General features: G+C 31.1%; 13 protein-coding genes. All 13 read right to left on the bottom strand.

Going from position 1 to position 19,209, the window contains the following annotated elements:
• Positions 1 to 136 precede the first annotated feature (136 nt).
• The 13 genes from ACZ5B9_RS03460 to ACZ5B9_RS03400 all read right to left on the bottom strand — a co-directional run bounded on the left by ACZ5B9_RS03460 (position 137) and on the right by ACZ5B9_RS03400 (position 19,205).
• Positions 137 to 1,213, bottom strand: a complete 1,077-nt coding sequence (locus ACZ5B9_RS03460; RefSeq protein WP_464423370.1) for an LptF/LptG family permease — start codon at positions 1,211 to 1,213, stop codon at positions 137 to 139.
• Positions 1,214 to 1,226: 13 nt separating this feature from the next.
• Positions 1,227 to 2,324, bottom strand: coding sequence for an LptF/LptG family permease (locus ACZ5B9_RS03455; protein WP_464423369.1), 1,098 nt, complete (start codon positions 2,322 to 2,324; stop codon positions 1,227 to 1,229).
• Positions 2,325 to 2,418: 94 nt separating this feature from the next.
• Complete coding sequence (locus tag ACZ5B9_RS03450) at positions 2,419 to 3,000, bottom strand: CvpA family protein (RefSeq protein ID WP_464423368.1); 582 nt, start codon at positions 2,998 to 3,000, stop codon at positions 2,419 to 2,421.
• A gap of 10 nt (positions 3,001 to 3,010) precedes the next feature.
• Positions 3,011 to 4,108: an alanine racemase gene (gene alr / locus ACZ5B9_RS03445; protein WP_464423367.1), complete on the bottom strand. Its 1,098-nt coding sequence runs from the start codon at positions 4,106 to 4,108 to the stop codon at positions 3,011 to 3,013.
• A gap of 67 nt (positions 4,109 to 4,175) precedes the next feature.
• Entirely contained in the window at positions 4,176 to 5,147 is a 972-nt protein-coding gene (secF, locus tag ACZ5B9_RS03440; RefSeq protein ID WP_464423366.1) for a protein translocase subunit SecF, read from the bottom strand.
• Positions 5,137 to 6,351, bottom strand: coding sequence for a protein translocase subunit SecD (gene secD / locus ACZ5B9_RS03435; protein WP_464423365.1), 1,215 nt, complete (start codon positions 6,349 to 6,351; stop codon positions 5,137 to 5,139). The genes secF and secD overlap by 11 nt, the downstream gene beginning before the upstream one ends.
• A 328-nt stretch (positions 6,352 to 6,679) precedes the next feature.
• Positions 6,680 to 7,096 carry a Holliday junction resolvase RuvX gene (gene ruvX / locus ACZ5B9_RS03430; RefSeq protein ID WP_369712583.1) on the bottom strand — a complete coding sequence of 139 codons (417 nt, stop codon included), beginning with the start codon at positions 7,094 to 7,096 and terminating at the stop codon, positions 6,680 to 6,682.
• 148 nt (positions 7,097 to 7,244) lie between these two features.
• On the bottom strand, positions 7,245 to 9,860 hold the full coding sequence (gene alaS, locus ACZ5B9_RS03425) for an alanine--tRNA ligase (protein ID WP_464423364.1): 2,616 nt from the start codon (positions 9,858 to 9,860) through the stop codon (positions 7,245 to 7,247).
• 49 nt (positions 9,861 to 9,909) lie between these two features.
• Positions 9,910 to 10,515: a Type 1 glutamine amidotransferase-like domain-containing protein gene (locus tag ACZ5B9_RS03420; RefSeq protein WP_464423909.1), complete on the bottom strand. Its 606-nt coding sequence runs from the start codon at positions 10,513 to 10,515 to the stop codon at positions 9,910 to 9,912.
• A gap of 23 nt (positions 10,516 to 10,538) precedes the next feature.
• Entirely contained in the window at positions 10,539 to 11,273 is a 735-nt protein-coding gene (lptB, locus tag ACZ5B9_RS03415) for an LPS export ABC transporter ATP-binding protein (protein ID WP_036071194.1), read from the bottom strand.
• Positions 11,274 to 12,275: 1,002 nt separating this feature from the next.
• On the bottom strand, positions 12,276 to 14,624 hold the full coding sequence (locus tag ACZ5B9_RS03410) for an LptA/OstA family protein (protein ID WP_464423363.1): 2,349 nt from the start codon (positions 14,622 to 14,624) through the stop codon (positions 12,276 to 12,278).
• 24 nt (positions 14,625 to 14,648) lie between these two features.
• Positions 14,649 to 17,333: a DNA mismatch repair protein MutS gene (gene mutS, locus ACZ5B9_RS03405; protein WP_464423362.1), complete on the bottom strand. Its 2,685-nt coding sequence runs from the start codon at positions 17,331 to 17,333 to the stop codon at positions 14,649 to 14,651.
• 678 nt (positions 17,334 to 18,011) lie between these two features.
• Positions 18,012 to 19,205, bottom strand: a complete 1,194-nt coding sequence (locus ACZ5B9_RS03400) for a CDP-glycerol glycerophosphotransferase family protein (RefSeq protein WP_464423361.1) — start codon at positions 19,203 to 19,205, stop codon at positions 18,012 to 18,014.
• Positions 19,206 to 19,209 lie beyond the last annotated feature (4 nt).

Genomic DNA, 19,209 nt, shown 5'->3' with positions numbered 1-19,209 from the left:
CTATTAAAATTACCATGATAATTACGTTGAAATCTTGTGATTTTTTAGAATGTAAACAATTGATTTATACTACTTAAAAAAAACATATAAATACCTATTGACAATCACTTCATTTTATAAAAATCAAAAATATTTATTAGTATTCAGAATCTTTAAATAATTTTATTCCAACTACTAAAAATATAAGTAACGGAATGAAACATGCCGCATAAATTGGAACTGCTCCAGATACTGCCATCGAACGTAAAATCGTGCTGACACCATAATAGGCGTAACCAATTATTACAGATAATCCTATATTTAGAGCTGCACCTCCCCTTACGTATCTACTTCCTAGTGAAAGTCCGATTAGACACATTACGAAAGAAGCCAGTGCAAATGATATTCTGTAATAAAATTCAATTCTCAAATTTAACGAATCTGCTCCAACCCGTGTAAAATAAACTACTTTTTCACGTAATTCAGGCATTGTCAAATTCTTTGCTTTTACTGGACTTGCTAGGATATTGTCCATTGATGCGATAAATTTAAAATTCTTTGTATCAATCTGTTTTGTAACATTCGTTTTACTGTCATATTCTTTTAAATCTGTAAAAGTCCATTGGTTTGTTTTTGGATTTATTTTGGCTGATGGTGAAGTGTAGATTTTTTTTATCTGACTAAATCCTTTTTCAAATTTTAAAATTTGAATAAACTCCATAGTTCCAGTATTCTTATTCGCATGTTCACTAAAAAGAACTGTACTTTTGTTAATTTTTACAAAAATGAATTTCTTTTCTGATTTTACTGGCTCTTTATTATCAATTTTTAATGATTTTAAATTTTCTTTTTTTGTATTTGATTTCCCCAAAACATCATAATTTAAATAAAAAACACCTAAACTTACTAGAAATGAAAAAATCATGGGAAATAATGCTATCCTTGCAAAACTTATCCCACTTGTTTTCATCGCTGCAATTTCTAATTGTTTTGCCATTTTACTTATACATAAAAGGCTTCCTAACAGTACTCCAAGAGGAGCAGTATTTGTTATAATTTCAGGTACTCCGTATCTAAGATATCTTATGGCATCTCCACCTTTCATTTTTCCATCCATAAGCCATCCTGTAAGACTAATACTTTCAGCTAGTAAAAATATTAGAAAAAATATCATCATTCCCAGAATAAAACTTTTTACATAATTTACAATTATATATTTATCTAACTTGTTCATACTCCCCCTTTCGTTAATTTCCTTTATATTTCTTTATTGAAAAATAGATACATAATATAAATAAAACAAAATTAGGAATCCACATTGCAATGTTTGCAGGTACATTATTCTTTAGTACCATAATTTTTGCATAACTTGCCATTCCTATATAACCAAATATAACTATTAAACTTATTCCAAAACTTATTCCTCTTCCACTTCGTCTATGCCCTACTGAAAGTAATACTCCCAGCCAGCACAAAAATGTACTCGCAAGTGGTCCAATAATTCTTTGATAAATTTCCACTTGTGCTTTTAATGCCGCTTCCTTTTCTTCAGGATTTTTTATATTTTTTTTATAAAATTCATTTAACTCTTTTATATTCATTTCATTACGGCTCTTTTTCTTTTCTTTTGTGTCTTCTCTAAAAAAAATTGTAATTGGAATTTCTTGCTCCTGATATTCAGCCGACACTCGACTATTTCCATTTTTTTCAAAAGCGTATCCTTTTACTTTCTGTAATCTTATTATCCCTGGATCAAATTTTGCATTTTCTGCTAAAAATACTATTGGATAAGGATTATCTCCACGTTTATTTATAATCAAAAAGTTTTTAGCTGTAGCTTTTTCATTGTTAACTTCGTCAATGTAAAATCCAAATCCTTTTTCTTCGTTTGTTAAAAATACTTTTTCTTCTGATAATGAACTTGGCTTTGAAGCTAAAACTTGTTTTGTCTGAGCATTTATATTCTTTAGAGCACGTGGATTTACATAAAGCTCAAGTCCAAGTCCAATAAGAGTAAGTATAACTCCAAAGATAAATGCTGGACGAATTATTCTAAAAAGTCCTATTCCAGAACCTTCCATAGCAACGATTTCATTAGTTTCAGAAAGCCCACCATACACAAGCATTACTCCTAAAAACGCTCCCATTGGAATTGTTTGGACAAGAACCCCTGGTACAGCATAAAACAAATAGTCAATTATAGATATAAATGGCAAATCACTTGCAAACAATCGCTCCATAACTTCCATTACCACATTTAACATCATAATGAATGTAAATATACTTATTCCAAATAACGACGGTAATATAAGTGAATTGTAAATATATCTGTCAATTATTTTCATTTTTATCAATTTCCTTTTTTATTTTTCTTTTAAAATTTATACTTCTTTAATATTTAAGTAAATAAAAACAACATAAATTTAAAATTTAAGAAGTTTAATTAATAACTTTATTTTTTTCAAATTCATCTGGCTTCATGTTTTTGTAATTGCTCAGAACATCCTCTATTACTTGTTTTTCCCTATTACTTATAACATATCCTTCAACGTCACTTTTTATAAAGTTTGGAAAAGAATCTGCAAATTTTAATGCATATTTTGTCATAATCTGTATAGAAAAACTTTTGTCTCTTATGTCTTTTATTCTTTTACTAGATTTAGAGCCTGTAATTACAATAATATAGGCAATGATTGCGACAAAAAATATTTTCATTATACCAAAAATCATCCCGTAAAATCTATCAAATTTTTTCATTTTTATACTTTGTAAAAATTTTCGATTGATTATTAGAATGGCAGAATAGACAATACATTGGATTAAAACCATAATAATAAATATTTTAAACTGATTTCTTGGTGTGATTTTATTTGAGTTCAAAAAGAACTTATAAATATGGTTTGTTATAAAAATAATAAAAATATACTTAAACATATTAAAAAATTCCAAGGAAAATCCTCTTCTATAACCAAGAATAATAAATATTACTAACAACACTATAAATCCAATATCTAATATCATTTTTTTACCCCTATTTTTTTACATAAATTCTAGGCACTCTTTGACTTATTCCACACATAATTTCATACGAAATTGTATCGCATAAATCAGCAACTTCCACAACACTTATATTTTCCCCAAAAAATTCTACAACATCGCCTTTTTTAGCCTCATTTTTCAATTTTTCAGGAAGTAGAATTATAAGCTGATCCATGCAGACACGTCCCACAATTTCACATTTATGCCCTCTATAAAAAACATAACCTTTATTTGACAAATCACGTCTTACTCCGTCAGCATATCCGATAGAAACTGTAGCATAAGTCTTTCCAGCTTTTCCTTTATAAGTATTTCCATAACTTATAAAACTATCTTCCTTTAATGTCTTTATATAGCTAATTTTTGCAAAAAGAGACATTACTGGCTTAAATCTATATGGAGCTGTTTCCTCATCTGTAACTCCTCCATAAAGTATAATTCCCACTCTTACAAAATCTTCTATGCTGTCTTGAAACTTCAAAGTTCCAAAGCTATTGTGTAGATGTCTGTATTTTATTGATGGTATCCCACTTGATATTTTTTCACACATTGCTTTAAATTTGCTTTCCTGCAATTTTGTATAGTCTTTGTCGCTATCAGATGATGAAAAATGCGAGAAAATTCCTATTGGATTAATATGGCTAGAATTTTTTAAGGTTTTATTCAAATCTTCGACTTCACTTTCCTGAAAGCCTACACGTCCCATTCCCGTATCTATCTTTATAAATACATCTGTAGTTTTCCCTTTTTGTTTCCCAGTTTTTTCCAAATATTCTATTTCTTCAAAATCTGTCACCATAAAATAAATATTTTTATCAGCAATTAAATCCATGTATTCATTTTCCACAGGACCCAGTATAAGCACAGTAATATCATTGTGAAGCTCCTTAATTTTAAGCGCTTCGTCACTCGTCGCAACTGCGAAGTTCTTTATTCCCTTTTTTATCAAAGCATCGCATATTTCAAGCATCCCATGTCCATAGGCATCTGCCTTTATAACTGCTATTATCTTATCTTTTGCCGCAATTTTTTCAATTTCATCAATATTGCTATATAAATTATTTATATTTATTTCTGCCCAGCATCGCATTTTTCAATTCACCTTCTAAACTTATCATTTTATTTCTTTATCCGCATCATCAAATCGACTTTTTTAATTAAACTAAAACTTTATCTCTTTCATCATACCCGTTTACTGTTTTACCAGAGCTTTTTATAACATCTTTAGCTTTTGGCTCATTTTTACCTTTTTTCATTATATAAACCAAAGGACTTGCTACAAACACTGATGAATAAGTTCCAACAAGCATTCCTATAAATAAAGTCATACTAAATGTTTTTAATGTGCTTCCACCAAGAATAAGAAGTACAATTACAGAAAACAACGTAGTTAATGATGTGTAAATTGATCTTGTAAAAACTTGGTTTATGGATTTTTCTATCACTTCTCCAAATGATAATGTAACTTTATTTCTACCTTCTCTATTTCTTTTAATATTTTCACGAATCCTGTCAAATACAACAATCGTATCGTTAATCGAATATCCTAAAATTGTAAGAATTGCAGCAATAAACGGTGTATCTATCTCATATTTAAGCATTGCAATAACTCCAAAGGCAATAATAACATCATGAATTAATGCCACAATTCCCGCTACCGCATAAATAAATTCAAATCTTACTGTAATATAAATAATAATCAAAATACTTCCAATTAACAATGCCTGAATTGCATTAGATGTTAATTCCTTACCAATTACGGCACCTACAGTTTCATTTTTCACAACTTCATATTTCCCAGTTTTTTGGCTCAATTCTGACATTACTTTTGCTTTTTGTGTATCTTTTAATTGTTCAGTTCTTATAATAACAGTATTATCTGTGTCTGAAAATTGCACTCTTTTAGCTTTCATTTGTGGTATTTCTCCAACTAAACCACTTAATGTACTGTTTACTGCATTCTGGTCAATTTTTTTCTCATATTTTAACTGAATTAATTCTCCACCTTTAAAATCTACACCAAGATTTAACTTTATTGCAAATAATGAAACTAGCGAAACTATAACCATTACTGCCGAAATTCCCAAATAAAGTTTTCTACGCTCTATTACTTTTAAATTAATCTTCATTCAAAGCTCCTTTCCAGAACAACTGCTCTCTTTTTATATTAAATATTTTTATAAATAACTTTAATATTACTTTTGAAACAAATACTCCTGTAATTACAGTAGCCACTACCCCAAGCGACAATGTTACAGCAAATCCTTTAATCGGACCAGTTCCAAGAAAGAACAATACCGCTGCCACAAGTAATGTTGTTATATTTCCATCAATTATGGCAGGAAAAGCATTTTCATAACCTCTTTCAACCGCATCGTGAAGCGATTCTCCAAGCCGTAATTCTTCCTTTATTCTCTCATAAGTAATTACATTTGAATCAACTGCCATACCAAGTGTAAGGATAAATCCTGCAATCCCAGGAAGCGTCAAAGCCGCACCAATACCGCTAAGCAGTCCTAAAACTAGAACTCCATTTATTAAAAGCGCAATATCCGCAACAATTCCCGGTATTTTATAAATAGCAATCATAAATACTGAAATTACACCTAAGGCAATCAGCCCAGCTATTCCAGTCTGTCTTATAGAATCTACTCCAAGTGTTGCTCCAACCGTTCTATTTTCAACAATTTTAATTTCCACAGGCAATGCCCCTGATTTTAACAGATTTGCTAGATTATTGGCTTCTTCGATTGAAAATCTTCCAGTTATAATTCCACTTCCTCCGTTAATTTCACTGTTAATTGTAGGTGCTGACTGTTCTTTGTTATCAAGCATTATTGCCAGCTGTTTTCCTATATTCTCCCTTGTAATCTTAGCAAAAGTATTTGCTCCTTGTGAATTTAATTCAAAACTTACAGAAGGCATCCCAACCTGATCTCTAGAAACTCCTGCTGTCTTTAATGCAGAACCTTCCAATAAAACAGGCCCGTAAGAACCATCCTTATTTTTTATTCTAAACTCAAGTTTTGCTGTCGTACCAATCAGTTCAATAGCCTTTTGAGGATCTTTTATCCCCGCAAGCTCCACTATCAGTTTATCATTTCCGCTAAGCTGAATAACAGGTTCAGCAACTCCAATGCTATTTACCCGTCTTTCAATAATATTTCTAACTTTACTCATTGTATCAGCCTCTATTTTCCCCTGTGCCTGTAATACAACTGATGTTCCACCACGTAAATCAAGTCCCAGTTTTACTTTATTAAAGTACAAAATAAGAGCTGGAACAAAAATTACTAAAAGTAACCAAATATAATGTGATTTTTTATTTTGCATTTTTTCATCCTTTCTTTTTTTATTTAAATATCTATTCTTATAAATATGTTTAATATATTTTAAAATAAATATATTTTTATTACTTTTTAAGTTTTATTTAAGCAAGGACATCAAACGCCATGTCCTTGCATCCCGGCTTTACGCAAAACTTTCTTATAAAAGAAAAATAGAACTCGCTTTTCAATTTTAATTATTTTTAATATAAATAATTAAATACATTTCAAAATTTATTCCAAAAGCTCAAACACCTATTTTTCTTTTAATGAAATTTTGCTTATTTTAAAATACATCAACTTTTATAGTATTAAAAATTTTACATTTAGACTTTTTAAGACAATGTATCAAGATATTTTTGCAAAATTATTGACGCTGCAACCATATCTACTACTTTTCTACGTTCTTTTCCATTCTTTTTGGAATAGTTTTTTAGATAATGCTCAGCCTCTGTTGTTGTGTAACGCTCATCCACAAAGATAATCTGAATATTTGGAATACTCTTTTTCAACTCTTCCACAAATTCCTCTACTTTTTCCACCTGACGTTTTTTCGTACCATCAAGGCTCTTTGGCATTCCCACAACAACTTTTTTTGTGCCTTCATCATCTAGTATTTCCTTTATTCTTTCAACAGGATTTGTCTTTGTTCTGTCAATCACTTCAAGAGCAGTCGCAAGAATTCCCAAAGGGTCGCATTTTGCAACTCCAATTCTGACATCTCCCACATCCAATCCAATAAATTTTTTCATTTTTTATTTCTCATTTCTTAAACAATTTAACATTTTATAGACTTAATAAAATATAATTTTAGATTGTCTTGTAAGGGGGATTACCCCCTTACTAAATAATATCTGTTTTAGTACAAATCTAAACCTGTATGGTTATAAAGTAGATTCACTATAATTTTTCAGTTACAAATTCAAATGCTTTTTCAACAGCTTCTTTTACAGCACTTCCATCTTTTCCACCAGCCTGTGCAAAGTCAGGACGTCCTCCACCGTTCCCTCCAGCAACCTGCGCTGCAACTTTTACTATTTCTCCAGCTTTCACTTTTGAAATCAAGTCTTTTGTAACTCCAACTACAAAAACTGCCTTTCCATTGTTATTTGTTCCCAAAATGATGATTCCAGACTGCATTTTTTCTTTTCCTCTGTCTACAATCTCTTTCAGTTCATCAACATTTTTATCTTCAAATGAAGATTTTAGTACTTTCACACCATTTACTGCTTCAACATTTTCAAGCATTTCATTGATTTCATATTTTACAAGTTTTGTTTGCATTTCCTCATGCACTTTTACTGCCGCTCTCATATCTCCAATATATTTTTCGATAATATCGACAACATTTTTTTCGTCTGTTCTAAAAATATCAGATATTTCCTTTATTTTATCTTCAAGCCTATTCACATAATTTAGACTTTTATATCCAGTTGTAGCTGTAATTCTACGTGTTCCTGAAGCAATTCCACTTTCAGACTCGATATTGAATAATCCTATTTCTCCAGTTGATTTAACGTGTGTTCCCCCACAAAGTTCAATTGAATATCCGTCAATTTCCACAACACGAACTATATCTCCATATTTGTCTGAAAATAATGCCATCGCTCCTCTTGCTTTTGCATCTTCAATATTTTCATAATTTATTTTTACTTGTAAATTTGATAAAATAATGTCATTTACACCTTTTTCAATTTTTTCAATCATTTCTGGACTGATTGCTTCGTAATGTGAAAAGTCAAATCTTAATTTTTCATCATCCACAAGCGATCCAGACTGCTCTACATGTGTTCCTAGATTTTCTCTTAAAACTTTGTGTAAAATATGTGTAGCTGTATGATTTCTCTGAATATCTTTTCTACGGTTTACATCAATTTGCATTTTCACCTCTACACCTACAGCTGGAGCAATTCCCCTTGTGATTTCAACCTGATGAATAAAGACATCGTGTTTTTTAACCACATTTACAACTCTTCCTTCAAATTCTCCAGAAGTAATAATTCCCGTATCAGCAACTTGTCCTCCAGATTCAGCATAAAACGGAGTTTTGTCAAAAATCATCTCATATCCTGAAATTCCTTCACTTTTGGCAATATGTAAAAGCGTGCTTTTTTCCTCAAAATTTTGTAAATATCCAGTAAATTCTGTTTTCCCATGTTTTTCAAAAAATTCATCTATAAATTCATCTTTTATCATATCAGAAATTGTTGTTCTGCTGTCCTTCGAACGCTGTACCTGTTCTGCCAGTTTTTTCTCAAATTCTTCTTCTGATGCTTCAAATCCTTGATTTTCCAAGATTAATTTTGTAAGTTCAAACGGGAATCCAAAAGTGTCATACAGTTTGAAAGTCAGTTCAGCTGGTAATTCCTTCTGATTTTCTGCTTTTAATTTCTGAATTTCTTCTTCCAGCATTTCAGTTCCATTTTTCAAAGTTGTTGCAAATCTTTCTTCTTCCAGTCTTATAACTTTTTCGATATATTCCTGCTTTTCAGCTAATTCTGGGTATGCTTCATTCATTGTTTCAAGAACGTAAGGCACTAATTTGTAAAGAAATATATCCTCTTTTTCAAAAACCTTCTGTTTTGCAGAACTTCCGGCTCCAAAAGCACGTCTTATAATTTTTCTTAAAATATATCCACGCCCTTCGTTTGATGGTAACACTCCATCTCCAATCAAAAATACTGAGGCTCTAACGTGATCGGCAATAATTTTTACTGCTTCCTCGCTTTCATTTCCTTGAATTTCAAGTACAGATTTTATCCCTTTTGTAATATTTGTAAATAAATCAGTATCAAAGTTGTTATCCTTGTTTTGTACAACTGAAGCAATTCTCTCAAGTCCTGCCCCTGTATCAATATTTTTTTCTGGAAGCGGCACAAGAGAACCGTCTTCAAGCCTGTTCCATTCAGTAAATACCAAATTCCAGATTTCTAAAAATCTATCTCCATCATCTCCTGGCTTTCTGTCAGCTTCTTCATTATTTTTCCCCATATTCTGAGTATCATAATAAATCTCGCTGCAAGGCCCGCAAGATCCCACAGGTCCTGCCGCCCACCAGTTGTCCTCTTCTCCAAGCCTAACAATTCTTTCTGCCGGCACTCCAATTTCCTTGTTCCAGATTTCATAAGCCTCATCATCTGTTTTATACACAGACACCCAAAGTCTGTCCTCTTCCAGTTTCAAAACTTTCGTTATATACTCCCAAGACCATTCAATAGCTTCCTTTTTAAAATAATCTCCAAATGAGAAATTTCCCAACATTTCAAAAAATGTATGATGTCTAGGCGTTCTTCCTACATTTTCCAAGTCATTAGTTCTAATACATTTTTGATAAGTAGTAATTCTTTTAAACGGAGCCTCCTTTTCCCCTAAGAAAAATGGCTTAAACGGTACCATCCCTGCTACAGTCAGCAATAAGCTCTTATCGTCTGGTATAAGCGATGCACTTTCAAAATGCTTATGCTCTTTTGATTTAAAAAAATCTACAAAACTTTTTCTTATTTCATTTCCTGTCATTATTTGTTTGAGATTGTTGAAACAATCCCGCTCCTTTCCTATTGTATCTTTATTTTATTATTGTAAAATTATTATTTTCAACCAATATTGCTTCCTTATTATTAATCAATTTCAAATCCAATTTATCTTTATACAGTTCAACTGTATTTCTAGAACCTTCCACAAAAGGCTCTTCCTCAAAATGAGGAACTATGTAAAAATCTACTAAATCTAATCCTGTATAATCATCTAATTCTGTTGCCAAAGTCTTGTCATCCACTATAGAGGCGTACTCTATGTTAGGAGCCGCTATTACTGAACCTGCTGATTCTCCAATATAGAGCAGTCCATTTTCTATTCTTTCCTTTAAATAAGATGTTAAATTTTTTCTTTTTAATTCTTGTAATAAATAGAAAGTATTTCCACCAGAAATAAAAACTGTCTTCGCTTCTGACAATTTTTCTTTTGCAATTTCTTCTGAAAAAATAGAAATATCAAAATTTTCCACTTCATAACCAAAATCTTCAAATGCCTTTTGAGTAAGATGTATATATTTTTTGTATTCGTCTACGTTAGTCGCTGTTGGAATAAATAGTATTTTTTTACTTTCAGTATTTTTATCTAAAAATTTTTTTACAAGTTCTATACTTTCGTATAAAGACGATGTTAAAATCATATTTTTCAAAAAAATCATCCTCTCTAATCAAGTTTGAAGTTATCCCCTAGATACACTCTTCTAGCTGTCTCATCATTTGCAATCTGCTGTCCTGTTCCTGCAATCAGAATTGTACCTTCCGCCATTATATAGGCTCTTTCCGTAATTCTCAATGTTTCACGCACATTATGATCGGTAATCAATATTCCAAGCCCACGTTCCTTTAACTGCATTATTATATTTTGAATATCCTCAACTGCAATCGGATCTACTCCTGCAAAAGGCTCATCAAGCAATATAAAGTCTGGATTTGTAGAAATAGTTCTAGCGATCTCCACACGTCTACGTTCCCCTCCAGAAAGTGCATATCCCAAACTTTTTGCTACATGAGACAATTTAAATTCCTCGATAAGATTTTCCATTGTGGCAATTCTTTCTTTCTTATTAACTCCTCGCATTTCAAGAACCGATACAATATTTTCCTCCACAGTCAAGTTTCTAAAAACAGAAGCCTCCTGAGGCAAATATCCAAGTCCAAGCCTAGCTCTCTTGTACATAGGCAACGTTGTAATTTCCTCTCCATTGTACATTACTCTTCCATGATTTGGTCTTACAATACCTGTAATCATATAAAAGGTAGTTGTCTTTCCCGCTCCATTAGGTCCAAGAAGTCCTACAACCTCGCCCTTTTCCATTGACAGACTCACACTTTTCACAACTTCCCTGTTTTTATATATCTTTTTCAAGCTATCGGCTTCTATACTAATTTTTCTAGCCATATCTTCTCCTATTTTAAAATTATCATTCAAATAACTTTACTTATCGAAAGTTACCACTTCGCTATATTATAAATCATTTTTGCTTTTTTTTCTACTTTTTTTTAAAATTTGCAAAAAGTCAGATTATTATTTTATCCTTCTATCCATATATTCCACATTCAAATATATTATACACTGTAAAATTACAAACAATATCAATATAAAAGTTCCAAAAAATTCAAAAAAAACTGTACCAAATATTGTACTAAAAAATAAATATACAACATTTAATCTTTCTAACATTGGGTATGTTAAACCTAAAAAACTTTCTGTAGTAAAAAAAATAAAAATTAGATATGTAATAACGAAAAATATTATTTTTAGCCAGTTTCTTTTCATCAAATGTAAATTATAATCCCAAGATTCCTTTAAATTAAACGGTCTTGCAGAAAATAATGGAATAAAATAAAACATATACAACCAAAAAATTACCATCGCTATCCAATATATTGCAAGAAAAACTAAGAGAAGTTCATCAAAAAATGTCAGATAAGGAAAAAAAGACTCTCCAATATAACTAGCTATATAGTATATAAAATATAAAAAGAAAAATTTTGAAGCTGACTGTCCTAGTCTTAAATAATTTTTCTCCTCTATTTTAAAAATTATTTTTTGATAAAACAAAAAAAGTACCAAATAATAACAAAAGTTAAAAATCGAAAATAAATTTAACATAGGAGAAAGTGAAGTATTCTGAAAAAGATATACTCCTATAATTTTAATACAATCTATTAAAAAGAAAAATAATATCCACCACACACCATTTCTGTCGAAAATTAAACTTTTAAAAACAAAAAAAGTATATTTTATTTGCTGAAAAATATTTAATTTTTTTTCTGTCAATTTTTCTTGTAATTCTTTCATATCCATACTATTTAATGCATCCTTTCTTTTTATAATTTTTTATATTTTTTTTATATTAAAGAAAAGTGAGTATATTTCCTACCCACTTTTCTTATTTATCTAAAACTGTTTCTGATAAGAAGCACCACCGTATCTTAATGTTGCAACATTTCTATCTCCATTTTTGCTCCAAGAAATTGGCACATCTATTGTTCCCTTGTTCACATTTACTCTTACTGACGAAGGTAAATTGCCGCCATCTTCTGGAACATAAATATTTTTTGCGGCTCTAACAAGCATTTCATGTGCTGATTCTGTCGGAACACTCACGTTAAAGGTTCTTTCAGCTGTATCTACACCAGCTTTAGCTATTGCAGTCAAAGTTACTCCTTTTGTTCCTCCACCATAAAATTGCTTGTTAATTCTTCCAGATACTGAAAACAGGCTTGAATTTGAAGAACGCCATTTTATTGTAACTGGAACTCCATTTGAAGCTGTCATTGATTTTGGCAAGTTAATTCCTCCTCTTGTACTGACCTCTCCTTCAGGAATTGACAATTTGCCTATTACTTCCTGAGTTGCCGCTGCATTTTTAGGATCTGACCGTCCTTGTTCCTCGTTATTCTGAATTTCATATTGCATCTGAATATTTCCTTCGTTTTCAAGGATTCTCTTATCCATATCGTAAATTGCACTTTTAGATGAAATTTGCGTTTTCCCTTGATAAGTCACTACATTTCCATTTAATTTTATTTTTTTATCTTTCAAATAAATTGTAGCCTTATCTGCACTTGTATTAATCGCTCTGAACTGCGGCAATGTACTTACAATTTTTACATTGTTTCTGGCATACCCTTCCTGCTTGTTCATATCCATATAAAGATAATTCGCTGTCATCTTTGTATTATTCTTAAAGTCAACCATAACCTTGTCCCTTGCAAGAATAAGGTTTCTTCCAGAATCCATTTCATTATATTGTGAATCAAGAGTAATGTCTTTATAAGTCATATGCACATTTTCCTTAATTTCACTACGTGTAATACTCATATTACTTCCATTTTTATGTGAAACGAAATAAACTTTGGCAGTATTTCCTATGAAGTTTACTGCTTCTGATTCTACAAGCGGTCTTGGGTCATTTACAAGATCTTTTACATTTCCACGAATTTTACCTTTAACATGCCCATCAAACCTAAATTCCTTTTTCTCAAAACTTCCACGTCCTGTGTCAGATGTAATTCTATCTCCTTGAACACTTGTCATTTCCATTTTATTGGCAAAAATATCTTTTGAAATTGTGTTCATTGTCCCATTTGCACCATGTACATTAAAGTTTTGCTTTTTAACGTTAAATGGTCCGTTCATTGTGGCATCTCCAGTTGGGAAGACGTATATAAGTCCCGTTCCATCCATTTTATAGTCATCATAATTTGCAGTATAGTAGTCATTCGTTGTAAGTGTTTCGGTTTTTAAATCATAAACTCCACTTCTATATGTTCCTGTTGTTTTTCTTGGCAAATAGTTATATGTACCATTTCCATCACCATTTAATATTCTGGCAATTTCATCGTAAAATACGTGATCTCCTGTTACTATTAACGTTGGACTTGTATATTTTACATGTCCTCTTCCATCAACCTGTTTTTTCTTTACAAAATATGAAGCTGTGTCTGCCGAAATCACACTATTTTTACCAGTATAGACAATATTCCCCTGCCCATCTATACGCTCATCCTTCATATAATAGTCAACTTTATTTCCTGTTAATTTATTTTCAGGATCTGTATAAATTACATTTCCTTCTGCATTTCCAATTTTGTTTATATCATCATAACGCATTTTGTTAGCACGGAGTTCTCTTTTTGTCTGTTCTTCTTTGTAAATTACATGACCTTCTGCATCTGACACTTTTGTTGGATCATGATATGTAATTTTGTCTGCTGTCAAAGTCTTTTTATCTTTCTTGTTATTATAACTTGCATTTCCAATTGCTACAATTGTTTCGAATTTTGTTGTTGTTTCAACTCTATCTGCTTCAGAAACTGTATCATCAACAGTATTTATAAGTTTTGTCCTTACTGGTGAAATTAATAAATCGCCTTGTTTCTTGTATTCTACACGTTCTGTATAAATTTCCCATTTTTTGTCCTTCGTTGTTCCAACGACTTTTTTCATCAATGTAACATCAGATGTTTTAGTGTTCACTTCGCCTTCTTTTCCAGAAATTATCATCTGTTTCTTTACCAAATCTACTATTACATTTTTGAACTTGATAACTTCGTCTCCTTCAGAACCAATTTGCTCATCTGCATAAATAATCGCATCATCTTTTAATCTGTACACAACTTTTTTTGCTTTCATATCCTTTTGCATCTGTTCAAGCGGTGCCGGAATTTTTTTAAAGAATACCGCATATATAAAATATATCAGTATTAATACAAGTCCTCCATAAGCTATTTTTTTCCACATTATTTTTCTCCTATTTTACCAATTTTAATTCTCTTTTTTGATTTCTTGCTTTAATTCAAACAAAAATTTTATAGCATCCATCGGTGTAACATTATTCACATCATAATTTTCTATTTTATTCACAATTTCTAACAAACTTTCCTTTTCTTCTTCAACCTGTACTAATTTTTCCGTATAAAATTGATTACTTTCAGTATTTTCAAAATCATTTGCACTTTCATTTTCAAATTCTTGAAAATCATTCTCTAACTCTGAATTTCCTCCAAAAAGTGAAAGCTGGTGAACATCTACGGTTCTTTCAATCAATTCCTTTTTTTGCTCCAGCCGTTTCAATATTTTCTTGCTTTCAATCAATATTTCCTTAGGAAGTCCAGCCAGTTTTGCCACTTCAATACCATACGACTTATCAGCCCCACCTTTTACAATATTTCGTAAAAACATTACTTTTCCCTGCTTTTCATCCACTTCTATCCGATAATTTACAATATGTGCAAATTTATTTTCCAGATCAGTTAGTTCGTGATAATGGGTTGCAAAAACTGTCTTAGCGCCAATTTTATCGTGAATGTACATTGAAATGGCAGTCGCTATGGAAACTCCATCGGTTGTGGAAGTTCCACGTCCAACTTCATCAAGTATTATCAGACTTTTTTCAGTCGAATTGTTTAGAATATTGGAAACTTCACTCATTTCGACCATAAATGTACTTTGCCCTGTCAAAATATCATCAGAAGCCCCAATTCGTGTCAAATATTTGTCTATAACTGATAAATTTGCTTTTTTAGCAGGAACAAAAGAACCAATCTGAGCCATTATGGAAATTAATGCGATTTGCTTCATATACGTTGATTTTCCCGACATATTAGGCCCTGTCAGCACAACAAAACTTTCCTTTTCAGTAAAGACTGTATCATTTGAAACATAATCCGTCCTTCCAATCAGCTTTTCCACAACTGGATGCCTTCCGCCTTCAATCTCAAAAGCATATTCCTCATTCATTTCAGGTTTTGCGTAATCATTTTCAATGGCACTTACAGCAAAAGATACCATTACATCAATGTATGCCAGCCTTTCTGCAAGCTCTGACAAAATTTTCCGATGTTCCTTAAGTTTTTCGCTAATTTCCTTAAACAAATGGTATTCCAAATCTTCAATTTTTGCTTTAGAATTTATTATTGTATCCTCATATTTTTTCAGTTCAGGCGTAATGTACCTCTCTGAGTTTGAAAGAGTCTGTTTTCTTATGTAATGTTCTGGCACCATATCCAGATTTGCTTTTGTAATTTCAATAAAATAACCAAAAACCTTGTTAAATTTTATTTTCATATTTCGAATTCCAGTTGCTTCCCTTTCACGCTGTTCAATATCCAGCAAAAAGTCCTTCCCAGAATTCATAATATTCCTTATTTCATCCAGTTCCTCATTGTATCCAGATTTTATAATACCTCCTTCACGCACTGAAAATGGTGCATCTTCATTTATACTGTCGTCAATTATTTTATAACACTCAAACAAAATATTTGCATCAATATTCCTAAAAAAATCAGTATTTTCCAAAATTTTCATTATTTCAACAGCCGATTTTATCGTTTTTTTCAATGCCGTCAAATCTTTTCCATTTTCACTTCCAAAGATTATTTTCCCCAAAAGCCGCTCTAAATCGTAAATATCCTCAAGTTTTTCCCTCAAGTCTTCACGAATTAAGATATTATCAATAAAATACTGTACATCTTCCTGTCTTTTTCTTATTTTATCAACATTTAAAAGTGGATTGTTTATAAATCTTTTTAAAAGCCGTGTTCCCATCGAAGTTTTACATTCGTCCAGCACCCACAAAAGCGAGCCGTAAACAGTTTTTTCCCTCTGATTTTTCAATAGTTCCAAGTTTCTGCTTGTAATCGCATTTATTTCAGCATAATTGGAAATATTCACAAACTCAATTTTTTCCACAGTCAGCTCATGCTCAACCTGCATAGCAGCTGAATAATCAAGTGCCATGGCTGCAGCTCCAATTATCGCTTTTTTATCCTTAATCCCATAACTTTCCAGCGACACAATCTCAAAATAATCCATAAGATACTTTGCACTGTCCCGAACCTTATTCACAAAAGTTACAACCGAATCATTCTTTTGTAAAAAATCATCTAACTTTTCCTTTATTTCCACGTAAAAATCCTCTGTAACAAGCACTTCCTTAGGCTCAATCTTATTAATCTCGTTAAATAATTTTACAAAATCATCATCCTTTTCAACTTCCGTTACCTTAAACTCTCCAGTTGTTATATCAATATACGCAATTCCAAGTTTATTCTCAACTTTCAAAATACTCATCAAGTAATTATTGCTCTTCGCATCAAGTGCTTCCACATCTACAACTGTCCCTGGCGTTATAATCTTCACAACTTCCCTTTTCACAATTCCCTTTGCCATCTTCGGATCTTCTGTCTGTTCACAAATCGCAACTTTATACCCTTTTGAAACAAGTTTTGTTATATATGAATCTGCCGAATGAAACGGAACTCCCGCAAGCGGTACATCCATATTCTTCTCCTTATTTCTCGAAGTAAGCGTAAGCCCCAGCTCTCGTGACGCCTTCACCGCATCCTCAAAAAACATCTCATAAAAATCACCCAATCTAAAAAACAATATAGAATCCTCAAAATTTGATTTTATCTCCTTATATTGCTTCATAAGCGGTGTATCTGCCATCGTTATTTTACCTCTGTTCTCTTTATTTTTTTATCTTTAAATTTTATCATAGTTTATTTTCTTTTTCAATTTTTTAAAAAATTAATAAAAATTATCCCCTGCTTATTTCTTATTAAATTATATAAAATAAATTTTTGTTAATAAACATTTTTTCTATATTTTATATGTTTTTTCTTTTTCTATACGTAAAGGGGATCAATCGCCATCCCCTTTTATTTCGCAATATTAGTTATTTCAATTTCTTCAAATTATAATATCTGAAGATTTTGGCGAAAGTGCTACGCACTAATCCCCGCTCGTCTAAGCATTTTTTGAAAACAAAATCGAAACTCGCTACGTAAAACTTCGCTCAAACAATCGATTTAATTTCCAAAAAATCACGACAATTTTAATTTAGTTATAACAACTATTCTAATTAAAAGATTTTCGAGCAAAATTTCGTTAGAAGAAAAATAGCTGTTTGAGCTTTTGAAATATTTTTTAATTATACATATTTATTTAGGTATAAAATAATTTTTATTCAAAAGCGAGTTCTATTTTTCTTTTATAAGAAAATTTTGCGGTAAGCGGGGTTGTAAGGGCATGGCGTCTGATGCCCTTACGTTAGAAAAGATTAAAATTATAAAAGAAAAAACTATTGTTAATAAAAATAATCTAAAATAGATATCAAAAATATAATCAGTTTATTCTTTTTAAAATTTCATCGTAAACTCTTTTACAATTTCCTTTATCCACATACTTCAAAAACTTTTCTCTCAACTTATCAGACTTTTGCTTCATTTCCTTATCATAATGAAAATTATTTTCGGAGATTTCGATGATTTCTTTAACACATTTTTCTACAGTTTTGGCTTGTTTTCCAAATAAATCTTTATCTAAGTCTACGTAAGAACCGACTTTTTCTTCATATTCACGTTTATCAAACTGGAAGAAGATAATTGGCTTGTTTAGATAGTAAAAATCGTAGGCTACGCTTGAATAGTCTGTTATTAATAATTTTGATTTTTGCAGTTCTTCGGTTATATTTACTTCTTTTGGAAGTATTCTTATATTTTTTCCAAGTTTTATATTTCCAAAGTTTTTTAGATAATCCTGCATTAATTGATGAATGTAAATATTTAATTTAATATCATTTTTTTCCAAATAGTTATTTAATTTCTTGTCTGTAATTAAATTTGCAATATTTTGGAAATATTTTGTATCTTCAAATTTCTGGTTTTCTGAGTTTTCTGACTTTAGCCAGTTTCGCCATGTCGGCATAAAGAATATTTGTTTTTCCATAATTTTTAGATTGTATAATTTATCGTATCTTGGGTAGCCTGTTATAACTGCTGTTCCCTTTGGCACTTCCCACCAAGTTTCTGTTTTTACTTTTTTTTCAAATTCTGAATCGCAAATATTTAAATCATACGATTTTACAAGTGCTTCTGCTACTTTTGCTGTTTTTGGATTTATTGCCTGTCGGACTTTAAAACCTACTGTTCCATGATTTAGGAATACTTTGAATACTTTTTTATGAAATTTATTTATTAATGGCACTACAAACAGGTATGGGACAATATCCGCAGAAATTGAGTGAGAAAATAATGCAACTTTTGCATTCATAAAATACAGATAGCTTTTTACACTTCCTTTTATCAATTTTTCTCCTGGAATTTTTTTTGCAATCTTGGCATTTCTGTTTATTACCCAGTACACTTCTTCCTGCTGTCTTGACCGTAAATACTCATACATCGCACGTCCATTATCCACAAAAAGCTCTCCTGCGTTTCCACCCACAAGCCAAATATTTCTATTTTTAAATTTCCCTTTGTTAAATGGATAAATGAGATAAGCTATTATCATATTTATCAAGCATTTTATCTTATCCATATTT

The organism is Leptotrichia sp. SK-5, from assembly GCF_055387215.1.
This window is presented reverse-complemented; position numbering and strand designations above follow the sequence as displayed.